The following is a 19249-nucleotide window of genomic DNA, read 5'->3' on the forward strand; positions in this document are numbered from 1 at the left end:
ATCGAAACATTCGCGTGCGTGTCTGCCCTGGCCGTTGTGGTGGGAGCGCTTCCATGGCACACTCTCAACCGCGAAGCGGAGCCAGCTCGCGTGAGTGCGGGCCGCCGAGGGCACCCGGTGACAACCGGTGCGGCGCCCCGATCCCCCCGGCACGGCCGGGTCGACCACCTTTCCGGGCGCCTCCGTCCCCCCGCGTCCGTCCTTCGTCGACGCGTGGAGGCGCCCCGCCGGGGCTCCGCGTCCCGGCCCGGTCCGAGGAGACACCGCGCACATGAGACTCATGGCCAGACGTCGCCGGACGGCGATGCTCGCCGCCACCGCCCTCGCCATCGGCGGGGTGGCCCTGCCGGCGGGCGCCGCGCAGGCCGCCCCCGCCTGCGACGTGACCTACGCGACGAACGACTGGGGCACGGGCTTCACCGCCAACGTGACCATCAAGAACCTGGGTGACGCGCTCACCAGCTGGACGCTGAAGTTCGCCTTCCCGAACAGCACCCAGAAGCTGACCCAGGGCTGGTCGGCCAAGTGGAGCCAGTCCGGCAGCGAGGTGACCGCGACCAACGAGTCGTGGAACGGCAGCCTCGGCACGGGCGCCTCCACCACCATCGGCTTCAACGGCGCCTACTCGGGCAGCAACCCGAAGCCGACCGCGTTCACCCTCAACGGCGTCACCTGCAACGGCACCCCGGCCAACCAGCCGCCGACGGTCTCGCTCGGCGTGCCGTCCGGGCCCTTCGAGGCGCCGGCCGACGTGCCGCTGACGGCCACCGCCACCGACCCGGACGGCACGATCAGCAAGGTCGAGTTCTACCGCAACGGCCTGCTCGTCAACACCGACACCAGCGCCCCCTACGGCTACACCCTCGAGGACCTGCCGGCCGGCAGCTACACCGTGCAGGCCAAGGCGTACGACAACGCCAACGGCATCGGGGTGGCCGAGAAGTCGTTCACCGTCAACCCGGCCTCCGGCCCGGTGCTGGTGGCCACCCCGTCGGCCGTGAGCGTCAACGAGGGCGGCACCTCCTCGGTGAAGTTCACCCTGAGCGCCGCCCCGACCGCCAACGTCCCGGTGACCCTCGCCGTCGCCGGGGACAGCGACGTGACCGTGTCGCCCTCGACGCTGACCCTGACCCCGAGCAACTGGAACACCGGGGTCAGCGCCACCGTCGCGGCCGCGGAGGACGCCGACACCACCGGCGGCACCGCCACGATCACCGCCTCGGCCACCGGCTTCGCGCCCGTCGTGGTCACCGCCACGGAGATCGACAACGACACCCCGGGCGGGGACAACGCGTACATCAAGAAGTTCCTCGACCAGTACGGCAAGATCAAGAACTCGGGCTACTTCAGCCCCGAGGGCGTGCCGTACCACTCCGTCGAGACGCTCATCGTCGAGGCGCCCGACCACGGCCACGAGACCACCTCGGAGGCGTTCAGCTTCTGGCTCTGGCTGGAGGCGCAGTACGGCCGGGTCACCCAGAACTGGGCCCCGTTCAACAACGCGTGGACGGTGATGGAGAAGTACATCATCCCGTCGCACGCCGACCAGCCCACCGCCGGCGCCCCGGGCACCCCCCAGTACGCCGCCGAGCACAACCTGCCCAGCCAGTACCCGTCGGCCCTGGAGCCGAACGTCCCGGTCGGCCAGGACCCGCTCCGCTCCGAACTCCAGTCCACGTACGGCACCGGTGACATCTACGGCATGCACTGGCTGCTCGACGTCGACAACACCTACGGCTACGGCCGCTGCGGCGACGGCACCACCCGCCCCGCCTACATCAACACCTTCCAGCGCGGCACCCAGGAGTCGGTCTGGGAGACCGTGCCGCAGCCGTCCTGCGACACCTTCAAGCACGGCGGCCAGTACGGCTACCTCGACCTGTTCGTCAAGGAGTCGGCCGCCCCGGCCAAGCAGTGGAAGTACACCAACGCCCCGGACGCCGACGCCCGCGCCGTGCAGGCCGCGTACTGGGCGCTGACCTGGGCCAAGGCGCAGGGCAAGGAGGCTGACGTCGCGGCCACCGTGGCGAAGGCCGCCAAGATGGGCGACTACCTGCGCTACGCGCTGTTCGACAAGTACTTCAAGAAGATCGGCAACTGCGTCGGCGCCTCCACCTGCCCGGCCGGCAGCGGCCGCGACTCGGCGCACTACCTGCTCTCCTGGTACTACGCCTGGGGCGGCGCGTACGACACGTCGCAGAACTGGTCGTGGCGGATCGGCTCCAGCCACAACCACTTCGGCTACCAGAACCCGCTCGCGGCCTGGGCGCTGACCAACGTGCCGGAGCTCAAGCCCAAGTCGGCGACCGCGACCGCGGACTGGCAGAAGAGCTTCGACCGGCAGCTGGAGTTCTACACCTGGCTCCAGTCCGCCGAGGGCGGCATCGCCGGTGGCGCCACCAACAGCTGGGACGGCAGCTACGCCCAGCCGCCGGCCGGCACCGCCACCTTCTACGGCATGTTCTACGACGTCGACCCGGTCTACAACGACCCGCCGTCGAACCAGTGGTTCGGCATGCAGGCCTGGTCGATGCAGCGGATCGCCGAGCTGTACCTCCAGACCGGCAACGCCAAGGCCAAGGCGCTGCTGGACAAGTGGGTGCCGTGGGCCATCGCCAACACCACGCTCGGCACCAACTGGTCGATCCCCTCGGACATGAAGTGGACCGGCCAGCCCGCCAACTGGAACCCGACGAGCCCGCAGCCCAACACCGACCTGCACGTCGAGGTGACGGTGAAGGGCCAGGACGTCGGCGTCGCCGCCGCCTACGCCCGGACCCTCATCGCGTACGCGGCCAAGTCCGGCAACGCCGCGGCCAAGACCACGGCCAAGGGCCTGCTGGACGCGCTGTCGGCCGCCGCCGACGCCAAGGGCGTCTCGATGCCGGAGAAGCGCGGCGACTACAAGCGCTTCGACGACGTCTACAACGCGGCCGACGGCCAGGGCCTCTACATCCCCTCGGGCTGGACCGGGAAGATGCCCAACGGCGACGCCATCGCCGCCGGCAAGAGCTTCCTGGACATCCGCTCGTTCTACAAGAACGACCCGGACTGGCCGAAGGTGCAGGCGTACCTCAACGGTGGCGCCGAGCCGGTCTTCAACTACCACCGGTTCTGGGCCCAGGCCGACGTCGCCATGGCGTACGCCGACTACGGCACCTACTTCCCGGCGGGCTGAGATGACCACTCCGTCGCGGGCGGGCCAGGCCCGCCCGCGACGGAGGCCGACACGGGCCGAAGGGGGAACGGAGCGGCCCGGTCGGCGGGCGGCCTGACTCCCACGGTCAGGCCGGGTGGGCCGGCCGTCCGGCCGACGCAGCGGACGGACCGGCCCACCCAACCGCCCGGAGACGAACTTGCCGCGAAAAAGCCCGCGAAAATCGGCGCTCCACGGGATCACGCGAGCGCCGGCGACGGAGTAACGTATTTCACCGGAGAGGCCGCTCCCCCCGTGGCGGCCTCTCCATTACTTTGCCCGGCCGGCTACCGCGCCGGCACGTCGTCCGGATCGGACAGCACGACCGGGTGCCGCAGCCCCGGGTGACCCGCCGGCAGCGAGCGCCGGATCACCAGCCAGCTCACCGCCAGCGCCGCCGCCACCAGCGGCCAGGTCAGCGCCACCCGCGCCACCACCAGCGCGACCACCTGCCCGCCGAGCCACAGCGGGACGAACACCGCCAGCCGCAGCAGGTAGGTCGCCACCCAGACCCAGCTGCCCCGCCCGTACGCCCGCAGCAGCGCCGGATCCCGCCGCCACCGGCTCCGCTGGCCGAGCACCGCGCCGACCAGCACGCCCAGCAGCGGCCACCGCACCGCGATGCTCACCATCCAGGCCAGCCCGCTCGCCGCGTTCGAGACAAGCTGCACCAGGAAGAAGTCCGTCGCCCGCCCGGTCCGCAGGGCGATGAGCGCGGCCACGCAGACGGCGAGCAGCCCGACCAGCACCGAGCGCGGCCGGTCCCCGCGCCGCCACCGCCAGCCCGCCACCGCCGTGCCGGCCAGCACCGCGGCGACCACCCCGCCCCACAGCCCGGCGGCCAGCCAGCCGATGGCGAACGCCACCGGCGGCACCGTGGCGTCGACCGCGCCCCGCCGGCCACCGAGCAGGTCGGCCAGCGACTCCGGCCGGTCCCCGGACAGCCGCTCCGGCTCCGGCATGCTGGTCACCCGCCCACCTCCTCCCGTCGCGTCCCCAACCTACGGCGTGCTTCATAAGTGAACGGCTGGGCGTTGTGAGCCATTGTTGTCGGTTGCTCCGTGGGTGGATTTCTGGGTCTGTACAGGTGGTGGCTGTTTGTCGGTGGTATATGGCATGGTGCGTTGCCGTGGCCCGTTTCACCACGTTCCGATTTTGTCTGAGCCCGACCGTCGAGCAGGAGTTTGTGTTGCGTCGGCATGCGGGTGCGGCCCGGTTCGGCTACAACCAGTGCCTGCGGCTGGTCAAGGACGCTTTGGACGGCAAGCGCGGTGGGACGGTCGGCAAGGTGCCGTGGTCGGGCTTCGATCTGATCAACGCGTTCAACAGGTGGAAACGCTCGGGTGACGCGGGCCGGGTGATGGTCGCTGCCGGCGACGGGACCGTCACGGTGCAGGTGACCGGTCTGGCGTGGCGGGGCGAGGTATGTCAGCAGGTTTTTGAAGAAGCCGCGGTCGATCTCGGCCGCGGCTTGTCGGCGTACAAGGCATCGCGCACCGGTCACAGGCGGGGTCGGCGGGTCGGTTTTCCGAGGTTCAAGTCCAAGAAACGCGCACCGCTGTCGTTTCGGATCCGCAGCAGGACCTCTGCCGCTGGGCGGGCGGGTATCCGGGTCGGTGAGCACGCGCCGCGTACCGTGACCCTGCCCGGCATCGGCACCCTGACGGTACGGCAGGACACCCGCCGGCTGCGGCGCATGCTGGCCAAGGGGCGGGCGAAGGTCGTGTCCGCGACGGTCAGCCACCGGGCCGGCCGGTGGGCGGTGTCACTGACCTGCGAAGCCGCCGACCTGCACGAGGCCCGCCGCCACCAGCCCAACACCGACGCCGCAGGGTGGGTGGGTGTCGACCGGGGGCTGTCGACGTTCGTCGCCGCAGCGCGCGCCGACGGCACGCAGGTCCTGCGGGTCGACGGCTGGCCACGGCCCGCCCGGGCGGCGGTGGCGCGCCAGCGCCGCCTGTCGCGGAAGGTCACCGGCAAACAGCGCGGCTCCTACAACCGGGCAAGGCCGCAGCCAGGCTGGGCCGCCACCACGCCCGCGTGGCCGCGATCCGGCGCCGTTTCCTGCACCAGGTCTCCAACCAGCTGGTCAATACCCACGACCGGCTCGCCATCGAGACCCTCACCGTCACCGGCATGCTCGGCAACCGGCGCCTGGCGTCGGCGGTCGCCGACGCGGCATGGGGCGAACTGGCCCGCCAACTGGCCTACAAGCAGCAGTGGCGCGGCGGCCAACTGGCCCTGGTCGACCGCTGGTACCCGTCGACCAAGACCTGCTCCGCATGCCGGAGCGTGGCCCCCGCACTGCCTCTGCACCAGCGCACGTTCACCTGCCAGGCGTGCGGGCATCATGCCGATCGGGACCACAATGCCGCAGTCAACCTCGCTGTCTGGGCCGAGCAGCACCACGCCCAGTCCCGGGACCTCCCCGCAGGGGGCCCGGTCACCAACGCCGGCCGAGGGGAAGGCTCTGGCCCGCGCACACGCGCGGGCGAAACCGGCCCCGATGACGCAGGAACCGCACCCACCCCACCCGGGGCGAGGCGCGGACGCCCGAGAAGGGCGCTGTCTCACAACTCCACCGAGTTATGAAACAGGCCGTAACCCGGCGGTCGCGGTGCTCCTCCGACGAGCGCCCGAGCCGGCCTACCGTTAAGTTGTCCGGGTGCGCGAGACGGCGAGGGGTTGGACGGCGGTCTGGTTGGTCGTACTGGCCCTGGCCCAGACGGCCGCGTTCCTGCTGGTGTGGCGCTTCGCCGTGCACACCGAGCTGGGCCAGTGGCTGGACACCGTCGCGCTGACCGGCAACCGGATCGGCCAGGACCGCATCGACGGGCCGGTGAACCGCATCCTCAACGCCATGTCGGTGGTGTCGCTGCTGGCGGTCACCGCCATGATCGGCTTCATCGCGCTGATCCGCGGCCGCAAGGCGCTCGCCGTCACCGCCACCCTGCTCATCGCCGGCGCCAACGTCAGCACCCAACTGCTCAAGCGCTACCTGGACCGCCCCGACTTCGGCATCGACCCGGAACGGGCCGCCGCCGGCAACAGCCTGCCCAGCGGGCACACCGCCGTCGCGGCGTCCGTGGCGATCGCGCTGATCCTGGTGCTGCCGCCGAAGCTGCGGGTGGCCGGCGCGTTCCTCGGCGCCGGTTACGCGGCCGCCGCCGGGGTGGCCACCCTCTCCGCCGGCTGGCACCGGCCCAGCGACGCCGTCGCCGCGTTCCTCGTGGTCGGCGCCTGGGCCGCGGCCGCCGGTCTCGTGCTCCTGTTCTTCCAGCGGGAAGAGGCCGTCGTCTCCCCGGACGACGCGCACCGCGCCGCCGCCGTGGTGCTCGGCCTCGCCGGCGCGGTCGCCCTGGTCGTCTCCGCGCTCGCCCTGTCCTGGCTGGTCGACCGCTCCACCGTCCCCGTCGAGGAACTCACCCGCCGCCCGCTCTTCGTCGGGTACGCGGGCAGCGCGGCCGGCATCGCCGGCACGATCGCCGTGGTGGCCGCGCTGGTGCTCGCCGTGGTGCACCGCCTGGTGCCCCGCTGGAAGGGCTGACCGGCCGGGATCACCGGCCGGTCCCCGGAGCGGGTCAGCGGTAGTAGGTGCCGACAGTGGTGCCGCTGGCGATCTCCCGGCCCTTGAGCGCGCGGTGCACGTCGGCGGCCTGCGGCGCGCCGGACAGGTCCAGCGGGCGGTTCAGCGCGTAGAGGCGGAAGAAGTAGCGGTGCGCCTCCTCACCCCGCGGTGGATGCGGCCCGCTCCAACCGGTCTCGCCGAAGCTGTTCGGCCACTCCCGGCCGCCGGGCGGCACCCCGCCCTCGGGCACCTCACCGGCCTCCGGCGAGATCCCGGTGACCAGCCAGTGCAGGAACGGCTCCTTGCCGGCGTCCGGGTCCTCGACGAGCAGGACCAGCTCCTCGGTGGAGTCCGGCACGTCCGACCACTGCAACGGCGGTGACATGTTGTCGCCGTCCATGGCGAACCGCCCGGGCAGCAGGTCGTGGTCGGTGAACGCGGTGCTGCGCAGCATGATGCCGGCCATTCGGCGCCCCCTCTCCTCGTCGACCGGCGCGTACCCGGCGGCCGGCCGACGAAACGGCGGTGGCAGGCTGGCCGGACGGGTACGGACCGGACAGGGGAGGACGGACGGATGGACACGGTACGGGCGGCGTTCCGCGACGAGTGCGTACGCCTGGAAGGGGTGCTGCGCGGCCTCGACGCGGCGGACCTGGACCGGCCCACGCCCTGCCCGCCGTGGAGCGTGCGGGACCTGCTGGCACACGTGCGCACCGGTGCCGGGCGGCTGGTCGGCATGCTCGCCGCGCCGGCCCCCGAGCGCGCCGAGGTGGACGCGGCCGGCTACTTCGGGGCGGCCAAGTTCGCGCCCGACGTCGACCGGGACCGGATCGACGGCGCCCGGCGGGAGGCGCGGGAGGTGCCCGGCGTACCCGAGGTGGCCGACGGCTTCGCGCGGGCCTGGCGGGCCGCCGACGCGGCGGTGGCCGCCGAGCCGCCGGGGCGGCTGGTCCGCACCCGGCACGGCGACGCGATGGCGCTCACCGAGTTCCTGCGTACCCGCGTGGTGGAGGTCGCGGTGCACGGCCTGGACCTGGCCGACGCGCTGGACCGGCGACCCTGGCTGACGCCGACCGCGGCGGCGGTGGTCGCCGACCTGCTCGCGAACGGGGCGACGCCCGACGGGCTCGGCTGGGACGCGCTGACCCTGGTGCGCAAGGCCACCGGGCGGGTGCCGCTGACCGACGCGGAGCGGGCGGTGCTGGACCGGACGGGCTTCCGCTGGCTCTCCTTCGGCGGCTGAGCGGCGGCGGTCAGCCGCCGGCGACCGCCGCCGTGGTGCGCCGCAGGTGGTCCAGGACGACCGGGTCGATCCGGCCGGGGACGATGCGCTCCTCCAGGTTCTCGACGCCGGCCCAGGCGTCGAGCGCCTCCTCCAGCCCGGCGGCGCCGACCGGGTGACCGGCGGCGGCCAGCAGCGCCGCCACCTCGTCGGCGACCGGGCCGGTGAGGTCGAGCAGGGTCGCCGGGTCGGGCTTGCCGAACAGCAGGGTGTGGATGTCGAGGAGCCGGCCCAGTTCGCCGACCGGGTCACGGTGGTCGTCGACCCGCAGGTCGACCAGTTCGTCGCCGGTGCCGGCGTAGCCGCCGTGGCGCTGCACGACGAACAGGGCGGCGCTCTGCCGGCCGCGCCGGTCGCCGCCGGCCCGGTCGCCGGCGGCGAGGGCGGCCAGCAGCCGCTGCGGGAACGGCAGGTCCGCCCCGCCGAGCCAGGCGTCCCGGAGCGCGTCGACGACCTCAGGGCCGGCCAGGATGTTGCCCTGCGCGGCCCAGCCGTCGCCGGACCGGCCGCCCGCCCACGGGTGGCAGCGCGGCCCGGTCCAGGTGGCGCCGTCGCCGTGCGCGCCGACCACGCCGAGCTGCCGGTCGTCGCGGCCCGGGTCCGCGGCGATGAGGCCGGCCACCACGTCCGCCGCGGGGACCCCGGTGCGCAGCAGCGCCAGCCCCTGCGACCGGTACGCCAGGTTGGCGTGTGCCTGGCTGGCGAGCGCGCCGACCTCGGCCTCGGCGGCCGGAACGATGGCCCCGGCGGCGAGGAACTTGCTGGCCACGGCGACGCCGTGCAGGAGGCCGTCGGCGGAGCGGGCGACGATCGAGAAGGTCACCCGCGGATGGTAGCGCCGGAGCGGCGGGCGGCGGTGGCCCGCGACGGGGTGCGGTCAGAACGGCGGGGCGGCCGCCTCGGGTGGGCGGCCCCAGGCGCGGCGGGCGTCGGCGATCGCCACCCCGAGCAGCACCAGCGGCGCGGCGATCGCCGCTGCCAACGGCGTGGCGACGGACGCGGTCAGCGACACCACGGGCTTGAGCACCGGCATGAGCAGCAGCAGGACGAGAATGGCGACCCAGCGCGACGGGGACACCCGGCCGAACACCTCGTACTCGAAGCGTGCCCGCCCGAGCAGGAACAGCGCCGGACCACCGAGGATCATGGCGAGCCAGCCGACCTGGTTGTTGCCGGTCGGGTGCTCGCTGACCAGCTCGTAGCCGATCGCGCTGGACACCACGCCGATCACCATCACCAGGTGGGTGTCGGCGGCGGAGCGGCCGATGGTGGCCGGGTGCGCGGCCCGGGTGACCGCCTCGCCCAGGATCCGCCCGGCCCGCTGCACGTAGATCCGCCAGTACAGCACCGAGGTGAGCAGCGCGGCGGCGAAGGCGGCGGTGCGGCTGGCGTCGTCCGGGGTCCGGCTGTACGCCAGACCGGCGACCAGGATCGTCTCGCCGAGCGCGACCAGGAAGAACTGCTGGTAGCGCTCGGCCAGGTGCTCGCCGTGGATGTCCCAGCGGGAGACGGTGGACCGCCCCAGCCCGGGGACCGGCCAGCCGAACCGCGACGCCAGGTACTCCAGCAGGAGCGCCAGTGTCCACAGCGTCACCCGCGGGTCGGTGGGCAGCAGCGCGCCGGCCAGCCAGAGCACCCCGGTCACGCTGAAGGTGATCAACATGCGCAGCTTCAGCCGGCGGTGCTGGAGCCGGCGCAGCGTCAGCAGCAGGATCGCCGGCCGGCTCACCTGCGTCACCACGTACGCGACGGCGAACGCCAGCCCGGTGGAGCTGAACGCGCGGGGGATGGCCACCCCCATCACCATGCTGCCCACCAGCGCGATGATCACGATGAGCTGGAGGAAGATGTGGAACGGGTCGTAGCGGCTGGTGGTCCAGGCGGTGCCCTGCCAGACCGCCCAGAGCGCGAGGAACAGCAGCAGCGTCTTGCCGCCCCCGGTCACCGCCGTCCAGCCGGTCTTGCCCCCCTCCAACGCCAGGTCCTCGAAGGCCCGGGCGGAGATCCGGGTCAGCGCGAAGACGAACACCAGGTCGAAGAAGAGTTCCACGAACGTGGCGCGGTTCGGGCCGGTCTCCGGCCCGACCAGGGCGGCCGGCTCCGGCGTTCTCACCGCCGCCTCCCGGTCCGCTCCACCTGGCAGTCGTAGCACTCTTTCCGGGCGTAGGGCGGCGCATCGCGCGTATCGCCCTGAAGGCGCGGGATCTTGCTCGGGGCGGCGGCGACCGGGCACGATCGACAGGTGACGAATCGATGGGGCATGACGGTGCCGCTGGCCGGCGTCACCCTCGCCGACCACGCCCCGGTCTACGCCGCGCTCGACCGGGCCGGCTTCACCGACGTCTGGTCGTCGGAGGTCGCCGGGACCGACGCGTTCACGCCGCTGGCGCTCGCCGCCGCCTGGCAACCGCGGCTGCGGCTGGGCACCGCCATCGCCCCGGTGTTCACCCGGGGCCCCGGCCTGCTCGCCATGAGCGCCGCCGCCCTGGCCGAGGCCGCGCCGGGCCGCTTCGCGCTGGGCATCGGCGCCTCCTCGCCGGTGCTCGTCCGGGACTGGAACGCGGTGCCCTTCGACGAGCCGGTCAAGCGGACCCGGGACGTGCTGCGCTTCCTGCGGGCGGCGCTGCGCGGCGAGACCGTCGACCAGGCGTACGACACCTTCACCGTCCGGCGGTTCACCCTGGAACGCCCGCCGGCCGTGCCGCCGCCGGTGCTGCTGGCCGCGCTGCGTCCCGGCATGCTGCGGCTCGCCGCCGCCGAGGCCGACGGGGTGGTCCTCAACTGGCTGGCCGCCGAGGACGTGCCGACCGCCCTGGCCGAACTGGGCGAGCGCCGCCCCGGCTTCGAGGTCGCCGCCCGGATCTTCGTCTGTCCCACCGAGGACGCCGCGTACGCCCGGGCGCTGGGCCGCCGGCTGATCACCGGCTACCTCACCGTGCCGGCGTACGCGGCCTTCCACCGCTGGCTGGGGCGCCACGACAGCCTCGGTCCCATGTGGGAGGCGTGGGCCGCCGGCGACCGGCGGGGCGCGTCGGCGGCGGTGCCGGACGAGGTGGTCGACGCGCTGGTCCTGCACGGCTCGCCCGAGGAGTGCGTCGCCGGGGTCCGCCGCTACGCCGACCACGGCGTCGACGTGCCCGTGCTGGCGCTGCTGCCCACCCCCGAACTGACCGCCGGCGGCGCGGCGGCCCTGGCCGGGCTGATCCCACGGCTCGGCGTGACCGGCGGAGAGGCGGGCTGACATGAACCTGACCGACCGGGTGGCCGTGATCACCGGCGGGGCCGGCGGCATCGGCGCCGCGCTCGGCCGCCGGTTCGCCGCCGAGGGCGCCGCCGCCGTCGTCCTGGCCGACCTGGACGCCGACGCCGCGCGCGGGGTGGCCGAGGGCATCGGCCCGGTGGCGCACGGCGTCGGGCTCGACGTCACCGACGAGGCGCAGGTGCGGGCTCTCGTCGACGAGGCCGAGCGCCGGTACGGCCGGATCGACCTGTTCTGCGCGAACGCCGGGGTGGCCACCGGCGGGGGAGTGGAGGCGCCCGACGCCGACTGGGAACGCGCCTGGCGGGTCAACGTGCTGGGGCACGTGCACAGCGCCCGGGCCGTGCTGCCGGCGATGCTCCGCCGCGGCCAGGGGTACCTGCTGTTCACCTGCTCGGCGGCGGGCGTGCTGACCGCGGTGGGCGACGCCCCGTACACCGCCACGAAGCACGCGGCGGTCGGTCTCGCCGAGTGGCTCGCCATCACCTACCGGGACGAGGGCATCCGGGTCAGCGCGCTCTGCCCGCAGGGCGTGGACACCCCGATGCTCGCCGGTGGCCTCGCCGAGGGGCACCTGGGCGCCCGGGTGATCGCCGCCTCCGGCGCGGTGCTCACCCCCGACCAGGTCGCCGACGCCACCATCGCCGGGCTGGCCGAGGAGCGGTTCCTCATCCTGCCGCACCCGGAGGTCGCCGGCTACGCCCGCCGCCGTGCCGAAGACCCCGACGGCTGGCAGGCCGGCCTGCGCAAACTCGTCCGCAAGCTGCGCGCCGCCGATCACTAGACTCCCGGGCCGGGTCAGCGGCGCCAGCGCAGCGGGCCGGGGTGGACGGTCCACAGGAAGCGACGCCAGCGGGAGCGGGTGGCCCGCAGGGCGGCGACGTAGGTGGCGGCGACGGCTGTCGCCCGGTCGGCCTGGGCGGGGGTGGCCGTGCCGGGGGCGAACGCCACCTGGTTGAGCAGTCCGCCCAGCTCGTCCACCTCGCCAGCCACCGGGACCTGCGCGGCCTGCGCCTCGGCGAGGGCGCGGCGGGCCCGTTCGGCGACCTCGGCGGCCGACAGGTCCGCCCCCACCGGGTGGCCGGCCAGCCGCAGCGCGTCGGTGAGTTCCCGCCAGGCGCCGGCGATCCGGCGCCCCGGGTCGCCCTGCGCCAGCCGGGTGCGGGTCAGGTTCCGGCGCATCGCGGCCAGGGCCAGCAGCAGCCCTCCGACCAGCAGGGCCAGGCCGCCGACGCCCCCACCGACCAGCACCGGCGTGCCCGGTCCGGCCGGCCCGCCCCGCCCGTCGGGGCCGGCCGCCGCCGGCGGGGTGGCGGTGGGTTCCACGGTCGGCGCGGGCACCTCGGACGGGGGCGGATCCTCCGGCTTGGGCCGGAAGTCCTCCTCCACCGGGCGCGGCTGCTCGTCCGGGCGCGGCATCGGGTCGAACGGCACCCAGCCGACGCCCTCGAACAGCACCTCCGGCCAGGCGTACGCGTCCGCGGCCCGGACCGGCCCGTCCGCCTTCGGCTCGAAGCCGACCACCACACGGGTGGGCAGGCCGGCCAGCCGGCCCAGCACCGCGAACGACGCGGCGAACTGCTCGGAGGTGCCCCGCTGCCCGCCGCCGTTGCGCGGTCCGAACAGGAAGAACGCCAGGTTCGGGTACGCGTGCCCGCTCGGCGCGTCCGCGGTCACCCGGTAGTGCTCGGCCAGGAAGTCGGCGATCGCGGTGGCCCGGGCGTACGGGGCGCCGTTCTCCTCGGCGAGCTGGGTGGCGAGCCGGCGCAGCTGCTCCGGCGCGCCGTCGGCGACCCGCAGGACCCGGGCCACCGCGTCACCGGCCGGCACGTTCGCGGTGCTGATCAGGTTCGTGTCCGGGCGCTCCCGGACCGAGGCGACCGTGTACCGCAGCCCCGGCGCCAGCCCCTCCGGCCGGATCAGCGTCCCGGTCGCCGGGTCGTACGCGACCCGCGCTCCGGTCACCTCGCGCGGGGCCGGCACGGCGGGCAGCAGCTTCCCGGTCAGGTCGGCCACGGTGATCTCCTGGCGCACCGGGTCCGTGGTGGCGCCCGGCGCCGGCTCGCCGGCCGGAAGGATCCGCCCCGCGTTGCGGTACGTCGCGCCCACCCGCCACGTCACCCCGTCGTAGTCGCTGAGCACCGCCAGCCGGATCCGCGGCGGGCCCGCGTCCGCCGAGCCCGCCTCGGTCCGCACGTCCAGCAGCTTCTGGTCCGGGTTCAGCGCCCATCCGGAGATCCGGATCAGCGGGTTCTCGTCCAGCGACTCCACCTGCGGCGGCTCGACGTAGCGGCGCGGGTCGACCGGGCGGGCGTCCACCTGGCCGGCCACCACCGGGGCGAGCAGCGCCGCGAGCGCCACCACCACCGCCACCCCGGCCGCGCTCGCCGCGAGCAGCCGCAGCCGCACCGCCGCACGCACCGCCGGCGCGAGACCGGCGACCGGGTCCGCGGCGGCCGGGCCGGCCCGCCCGGCCGGCACCGCCAGGCCGACGGCGGCGACCGCCGCGAACACCACCGTCGGCCCGACCGCCGGGCCCGCGTTCGGCCCGACCACGTAGAGCGCGCCGGCGTAGAGCAGCACCGGCGGCAGGTAGCCGAGCAGCACCCGGCCGGCCCGCAGCGCCACCTCGGCGGCGGCCAGCCCGGTCAGCCAGGCCGCCACCACCGGGACCAGCACGGTGTCCGGGGCCGGCTCCACCGGGATCATCGCGGTGAGCAGCCGGGGGATCGCGTTGCGGGCGGCGTCCGCCGCGACCTCGCCGAGGCCGCCCGGCAGCGCCGCGTGGCTGGCCGCCAGCCGCAGCGACAGCAGCGTCCAGCCGGCCAGCGCGGCCACCGACAGCGGCGCCACCAGCCACGACGGCAGGCGCCGGGCCGCCACGCTGACCAGCACCGAGCCGACCGCGGCGCCGGCCGTGAGGCGGGTCAGCAGCGGATCCGCGTACACCCGGCCGAGCACCACGCCGGCCAGGGAGATCATGACGATCAGCGCCAGCGGCACCGGCACGGCCCGCAGCACCCGCGCCGCGACGCCACCGGTCCCGCCGTCCGGCCCGGCCGGCGCGTCGACCGCCGGACGCGGCGGGGCCGCGGTCACCACCGGCGGATCCCGTCCCACTCGGCGGCGAACCCGGCGCCGTCGGCGGCGTCCACCACGACCAGGCCCGCCACGCCGGCCGCCGTGGGCTCCGGCGCGCCGAACATCCCCACCACCACCGAGGGGTACGCGCCGCGCAGCGCGCCGACGTGCCCCAGGTCGCCGCGGGCGCCCGGCCCGGTGAGGAAGACAAGCGTGTCGCCGAGCCGGTCCTGCCGCAGCCGGGTCAGCGCGGCCCGCAGCACGTCCTCCCCACCGTCGGCAAGCTCCGCCGCGGCGAGCCGATCCAACGGGTCGCGCGGCGCCTCCAGCCCGGCGTGCCCGCCGCGGCGCGGGGATCCGGAGCCGTCCGTGCCTCCGGCCGGCTCCTCGGGGGCGGGCGCGACGACCAGCAGGCTCACCGGCAGGTCCTCCCGGATCGCGGCGGCGACCACCGACGCCGCCGCCTCGCAGCCCGACTCGAACGACTCGGCCACCCCGGCGTCCCGGTCCGGGTGGGCGGCCGCCCGGTTGTCCAGCACCACCACGAGCCGGGGCAGGCTGGTGTCCACGTTCTCCCGCACCATCAGCTCGCCCACCCGGGCGCTGGTCCGCCAGTGCACCCGGCGCAACTCGTCACCCACCACGTACTCGCGCAGCGAGTCGAAGGTGATCGAGCCGTGCGGCACGCTGTCGACCCGCCCGTCCAGGCTCCGGCCGGCGCCGGTCGGCACCGCCGACAGTGGATGGATGCGCGGGTGCACCCACACCGGCACCATCTCCCCGTACGAGCGCGCCAGCGCCACCAGGCCCAGCGGGTCGCGCCGGGTCACCCGCAGCGGACCGACCGGCACCACGCCCCGGCGCCGGGTCGGCACCGGGTAGCGCACCTCGGTGTCCCGGCCGGGGCGCAGCCGCAGCACCGGCACCGGCACCAGGCGCCCGCCGCAGCGGTCCTCGGCCAGCAGGTTCGCCGCCCGCAGCCGGCCCGTGTTGCGCACCGTCAGCACCATGGCCGCCGGCTCGCCCCGGGCCACCCGGTCCGGGTCGGCCACCCGCTCCACCGTCAACCGGGGGCGCCAGGCCGCGGTGACCAGGGCGTACCCGACCGCGACGCCGGCCGCCGCGCCCAGCACGGTCAGCTCCGGGTACGCGTACCGGAAGCCGACGCCGAGCAGCACGACGGCGGCCACGAGCAGCCCGACGCCGCGGGCGGTGATCCCCACCGGTCAGCCGTGGACCGGGGCGGGCTGGCCCGACGGCAGCGGCACCGGCACCGAGGCGACCGCCTGGCGCAGCACGTCGGCAGCGGTCACCCCGCGCACCTGCGCGTCCGGGGTGAGCAGCAGCCGGTGCGCGAAGACCGGCTCGACAAGCGTCTTCAGGTCCTCCGGCATGATCCAGCCCCGCCCGTCGATCAGCGCGTACGCGCACGCCGCCCGGGTCAGCGCGATCACGCCCCGAGGGCTGACCCCGACCCGCACCTGCGGGTGGGTGCGGGTCGCCGCGGCCAGCCGCACCGCGTACGCGTAGAGCGGCTCGGCGATGTGCACCCGCCGGGCCATCTTCACCATCTCGCCGACGGTGGCCGTGTCGGTGACCGCGGTGAGCGAGTCGGGGGAGCGCAGGGTGGCGCCCCGCAGCACCTCCACCTCGACCGCCTCGTCCGGGTAGCCGACGGACAGCTTCACCAGGAACCGGTCGAGCTGGGCCTCGGGCAGCCGGTAGGTGCCGTCCATCTCCACCGGGTTCTGGGTGGCCACCACCAGGAACGGTTGTGGCACCGGGTGGCGTACGCCGTCCACGGTGACCGTGCGCTCCTCCATCACCTCCAGCAGCGCCGACTGGGTCTTCGGCGAGGCCCGGTTGATCTCGTCGGCGATCACGATGTTCGCGAAGACCGGCCCCGGGTGGAACTCGAAGCCCCGGGTGGCCTGGTTGAAGATGGTCACCCCGGACACGTCCGAGGGGAGCAGGTCCGGGGTGAACTGGATACGCCGCCACTGCCCCTTGACCGTCGCCGCGATCGCCCGGGCCAGCGTCGTCTTGCCCACCCCCGGCACGTCCTCCAGCAGGACGTGCCCCTGGGCGAACAGGGCGGTCAGCGCCAGCCGGACCACCTGCGGCTTGCCCAGCACGACCGCGTTGACGTTCTCGGCCAGCCGGGCGGCCAGGGCGGCGAAGCCCTGCACCTCCGGCTGGGTGAGCGGTTCGTGGGTGTTCACGGGTGCGGGTGCTCCTCGGTGCGGCGCGGTCAGCAGGTGGGCAGGAGGTTGATGTTGTCGCCACCCTCCAGGTTCAGCCAGGCCCACGGGATGTAGTTTTTGCCCGAGTACTCGACCTGCACCCACCAGGTGCTCTGCTTCTGGTTGTTGTAGATCCAGGCGTCGACGTTCTCACCCTGCTTCTTGCAGTACGCCTTCAGCCGGGTGCCAGGCTTCGCCCACCCGACCTGCTTGGCGTTGAGCTGCTGCGGCACCGAGAAGATCTCATTGCCGTTGCGGCCGTCCACCTCCGCATTGCAGTACGTGCGCTGATCGCCGTCCGGACCGTTGTTACAGGTGGCGATCCCGTAGAGCGCGTCCGTGCTCTGCGCCCGGGTCGCGGTGCCCTTGCCCGCCGCGTTGGTCGCGGTCACCGTCACCGTGTACGCCGTGCCCGGCGTCAGGCCGGTCACCCGCAGGCTGGAGCAGCTCCCGCTCGCCGTCTTGCCGCCCGTGGCGGCCGAGCAGGTGGCCCGGCCACCGCCCGCGTCCACGGTGAACGCCACCGTCACCGAGGTGGCGTCGGCCGACGAGCCGGTCACCGTGACCCGGGGCGCGGCCACCGTGCGGGCCGTGGTGCTGGCCTCCGCGCCCGGACCGGCCTCGTTGACCGCCTTCACCTTCACCGTGACGTTCTGCCCGTCACCCAGCCCGCCGATGGTGGTCTGCACGTCGGTCACCTCGGTGGTCTTCCCGGCGGCCTCCACCACGTACTTCGTCACCGGACGGCCGTTGTCCACGGCCGGCGCCCACTGCACCGCGATGGTGCCCGGCTGCTCGGCCACCGTGGACGCGCGCAGCTCGGTGGGCGCCTTCGGCACGGTGAACGGCACCACCGTGTTGCTCACCGGCGACGCCTTCGACCCGGCGCCCTTGTCGCTCACCGCGATCACCGTGAACGCGTACTGCGTGCCGTACTCCAACTGACCCGCCGGGATGACCAGCTCGGTCTTCGGCGACTCGCCCGCCGGGGCGGTCGCGCCCGCCGAGCTGGCCGTCACCGCGTACTTCGTGACGGTGTTGCCCTGGCCGTTTGCCGCCGGCCACGTCACCAGCACCGTGCCGTCCGGCCGGGCCTCCGCCGTCACGCTGGCCGGCGGGTCCGGCACGGCGGCGGTCGGCGTCACCGGGTTGCTCCTCCGCGCCGGCCCGTCGCCCTTGGCGTTCACCGCGTGCACCGCGAACGTGTACGTCTCGCCGTTGGTCAACCCGGTGATCTCCAGGGCACGCTGGTTCGCACCCACCTCGTGGCGCTGGCCGGCGCCCTCCACCACGTACCGGGTGATCTCGGCGCCGTTGGACGCGGCCGCCTGCCAGCTCACCCGCGCCGACGCGTTCCCCGCGGCGGCGGTCACCGCGCGCGGCGCGCCCGGCTTGCCCACCTTCGGCTTCTTCGGCGGGGGCGGCGGCGGGGCAACCGGAGGCGGGTCGCCCCCGAGCACGTCGTTGGCGTACTTGTTGACCTCGCGCACCTGGTTCCGGTCGTCCACCACCTGCGCCGTGGACGAGTTCGGCGGGTTGATGAACAGGTGGTTCTCGCGGACCTCCAGCTCCATCGGCCCCGGCCGGCCGGAGCCCTTGATGGTGTCCACGAGCTGCCCGTTCGCGTCGAACGAGTAGACCGTGCCGGTGTTCTCGTCGGCGCAGTAGAACCGGCCCGCCCAGGCCACCGCCGGGCTCAGCCGCTCACCCGCACCCGGCACCGTGAACCGCTGCACCTCGGCGCTGTCGCGGACCACGTGCACCTTCCGCTCACCGGCCACCGTGACCGGCACCTGCGGCCCGCTGGTGCGCGCCGGCAGGCTCCCCGGAGCGGTCGTCGTCAGGTCGGCCCGCACCGTCCGGCCGGCCCGCACCGTGACCAGCGAGGTCGAGGTGCGGTCGAGCACCGCGACCCCCTCGTCCAGCGTGGACACCACCAGCTCGTGCGCGGGCTCCGCGACCTCGTACGTCTCCACCCGCTTCGGGCTGAGCCCGGCCGGCGGCGCGGCGCCCGGCGTGGCGGGCAGCTCGGCCGCCGTGACCGCCGAGACGGTGCCCTCGCTCGGCACCGCGACCCACAGCTTGCCGGCGCCGTCGAACGCCCCACCGGTGATGCCCGGCGGGTAGCGCACCGGCTCGCCCACCGGGGTCAGCGACCGCGGGTCCAACTGCCGGACGATGCCCTGCACCGCGTCCACGACGAACGCCGCGTCCTCGTGCAGCGCGACGCTCACGCCGAGACCCGGCGCGGTCGGCGTGGTCGCGGTGATCTGGAGGGTGGCCAGGTCCAGCGAGCTGACCTGACCGGTGTTCAGGTCGCGCAGGATCAGCAGCCGGTCGGTCTGCGCGACCTGCATCTGGTGCCGCCGCCCGCCGGGCACCTCCATCCGGGTGTCCACCCGGGCGGTGACCCCGTTGACCCGGGCCAGCTCGCTGCGGCTCGTGCTCCACAACCAGGAGGAGGCGTCGTAGTTGGCCACCGCGTTGTCGGCGGCGCCCAGCCCGAGCACGGTCAACCCCATGGCGGCCAGCAGCGCTGCCACCGTGCCGATGGTCACCAGCCCGCCCCGCATCCGGGACCGGGGGCGGGCCGTCTCCGGCCCGGTGCTCGTGACGTCCT

The 19249-nt window shown here is 74.6% G+C and carries 14 protein-coding genes and 1 pseudogene; 7 read left to right on the plus strand and 8 right to left on the minus strand.

Features of this window, described 5'->3' with window-relative positions:
* Positions 1-280 precede the first annotated feature (280 nt).
* Complete coding sequence (locus tag GA0070603_RS30230; RefSeq protein ID WP_208863093.1) at positions 281-3178, plus strand: glycoside hydrolase family 48 protein; 2898 nt, start codon at positions 281-283, stop codon at positions 3176-3178.
* A 305-nt stretch (positions 3179-3483) separates the two neighbouring features.
* Here GA0070603_RS30230 and GA0070603_RS30235 read toward each other — a convergent pair whose 3' ends face one another.
* Positions 3484-4158 (minus strand): DUF3159 domain-containing protein, encoded by a 675-nt coding sequence (locus tag GA0070603_RS30235; RefSeq protein ID WP_091322448.1) that lies wholly within the window; start codon positions 4156-4158, stop codon positions 3484-3486.
* 149 nt (positions 4159-4307) lie between these two features.
* On the opposite strand from GA0070603_RS30235, the pseudogene GA0070603_RS32690 reads away from it, so the two are divergent.
* The 3 genes and pseudogenes from GA0070603_RS32690 to GA0070603_RS30250 all read left to right on the plus strand — a co-directional run.
* Positions 4308-4442, plus strand: a pseudogene (locus GA0070603_RS32690) (helix-turn-helix domain-containing protein); the annotation flags it as partial.
* A 587-nt stretch (positions 4443-5029) separates the two neighbouring features.
* On the plus strand, positions 5030-5788 hold the full coding sequence (locus tag GA0070603_RS31665; protein ID WP_279627514.1) for an RNA-guided endonuclease InsQ/TnpB family protein: 759 nt from the start codon (positions 5030-5032) through the stop codon (positions 5786-5788).
* A gap of 73 nt (positions 5789-5861) precedes the next feature.
* Positions 5862-6743, plus strand: coding sequence for a phosphatase PAP2 family protein (locus GA0070603_RS30250; RefSeq protein ID WP_091321060.1), 882 nt, complete (start codon positions 5862-5864; stop codon positions 6741-6743).
* Between the two features lie 34 nt (positions 6744-6777).
* Here GA0070603_RS30250 and GA0070603_RS30255 read toward each other — a convergent pair whose 3' ends face one another.
* A complete protein-coding gene (locus GA0070603_RS30255) occupies positions 6778-7230 on the minus strand; it encodes a YbhB/YbcL family Raf kinase inhibitor-like protein (protein ID WP_091321062.1) in 453 nt (150 codons plus the stop codon).
* 108 nt (positions 7231-7338) lie between these two features.
* On the opposite strand from GA0070603_RS30255, the gene GA0070603_RS30260 reads away from it, so the two are divergent.
* On the plus strand, positions 7339-8007 hold the full coding sequence (locus GA0070603_RS30260; RefSeq protein ID WP_091321064.1) for a maleylpyruvate isomerase N-terminal domain-containing protein: 669 nt from the start codon (positions 7339-7341) through the stop codon (positions 8005-8007).
* A gap of 10 nt (positions 8008-8017) precedes the next feature.
* Here GA0070603_RS30260 and GA0070603_RS30265 read toward each other — a convergent pair whose 3' ends face one another.
* Complete coding sequence (locus tag GA0070603_RS30265; protein WP_091321066.1) at positions 8018-8869, minus strand: DUF1028 domain-containing protein; 852 nt, start codon at positions 8867-8869, stop codon at positions 8018-8020.
* A 54-nt stretch (positions 8870-8923) separates the two neighbouring features.
* Positions 8924-10159: a low temperature requirement protein A gene (locus tag GA0070603_RS30270; protein WP_091321068.1), complete on the minus strand. Its 1236-nt coding sequence runs from the start codon at positions 10157-10159 to the stop codon at positions 8924-8926.
* A gap of 147 nt (positions 10160-10306) precedes the next feature.
* Here GA0070603_RS30270 and GA0070603_RS30275 point away from each other — a divergent pair, with 147 nt between their 5' ends.
* Together GA0070603_RS30275 and GA0070603_RS30280 are read left to right on the plus strand one after the other, a co-directional pair.
* Positions 10307-11287, plus strand: coding sequence for an LLM class F420-dependent oxidoreductase (locus GA0070603_RS30275; protein WP_091321069.1), 981 nt, complete (start codon positions 10307-10309; stop codon positions 11285-11287).
* Between the two features lies 1 nt (position 11288).
* Positions 11289-12089: an SDR family oxidoreductase gene (locus tag GA0070603_RS30280; protein WP_091321070.1), complete on the plus strand. Its 801-nt coding sequence runs from the start codon at positions 11289-11291 to the stop codon at positions 12087-12089.
* A gap of 14 nt (positions 12090-12103) precedes the next feature.
* Here the strand turns inward: GA0070603_RS30280 and GA0070603_RS30285 are convergent, their stop codons facing one another.
* Genes GA0070603_RS30285 through GA0070603_RS30300 form a run of 4 tightly spaced genes read right to left on the minus strand, consistent with a single transcriptional unit; the run spans position 12104 to position 19202 of the window.
* Entirely contained in the window at positions 12104-14425 is a 2322-nt protein-coding gene (locus GA0070603_RS30285) for a transglutaminase TgpA family protein (protein ID WP_425270492.1), read from the minus strand.
* Entirely contained in the window at positions 14401-15609 is a 1209-nt protein-coding gene (locus GA0070603_RS30290; protein ID WP_091321071.1) for a DUF58 domain-containing protein, read from the minus strand. Before GA0070603_RS30290 ends, GA0070603_RS30285 begins: the two co-directional genes overlap by 25 nt.
* 3 nt (positions 15610-15612) lie before the next feature.
* Positions 15613-16608 carry an AAA family ATPase gene (locus GA0070603_RS30295; protein WP_091321072.1) on the minus strand — a complete coding sequence of 332 codons (996 nt, stop codon included), beginning with the start codon at positions 16606-16608 and terminating at the stop codon, positions 15613-15615.
* A 29-nt stretch (positions 16609-16637) separates the two neighbouring features.
* Complete coding sequence (locus GA0070603_RS30300; RefSeq protein ID WP_244282768.1) at positions 16638-19202, minus strand: fibronectin type III domain-containing protein; 2565 nt, start codon at positions 19200-19202, stop codon at positions 16638-16640.
* Between the last annotated feature and the right edge of the window lie 47 nt (positions 19203-19249).

This window comes from Micromonospora chersina (assembly GCF_900091475.1).
In the GTDB taxonomy this organism is placed as follows: Bacteria; Actinomycetota; Actinomycetes; order Mycobacteriales; family Micromonosporaceae; genus Micromonospora; species Micromonospora chersina.

Excerpts from the sequence above, each read along its gene's own strand:
- GA0070603_RS30230 (WP_208863093.1), top strand. The coding sequence starts at position 281 with ATGGCCAGACGTCGCCGGACGGCGATGCTCGCCGCCACCGCCCTCGCC.
- GA0070603_RS30235 (WP_091322448.1), bottom strand. The coding sequence starts at position 4,158 with ATGCCGGAGCCGGAGCGGCTGTCCGGGGACCGGCCGGAGTCGCTGGCC.
- GA0070603_RS30255 (WP_091321062.1), bottom strand. The coding sequence starts at position 7,230 with ATGGCCGGCATCATGCTGCGCAGCACCGCGTTCACCGACCACGACCTG.
- GA0070603_RS30260 (WP_091321064.1), top strand. The coding sequence starts at position 7,339 with ATGGACACGGTACGGGCGGCGTTCCGCGACGAGTGCGTACGCCTGGAA.
- GA0070603_RS30275 (WP_091321069.1), top strand. The coding sequence starts at position 10,307 with ATGACGGTGCCGCTGGCCGGCGTCACCCTCGCCGACCACGCCCCGGTC.
- GA0070603_RS30280 (WP_091321070.1), top strand. The coding sequence starts at position 11,289 with ATGAACCTGACCGACCGGGTGGCCGTGATCACCGGCGGGGCCGGCGGC.
- GA0070603_RS30300 (WP_244282768.1), bottom strand. The coding sequence starts at position 19,202 with ATGCGGGGCGGGCTGGTGACCATCGGCACGGTGGCAGCGCTGCTGGCC.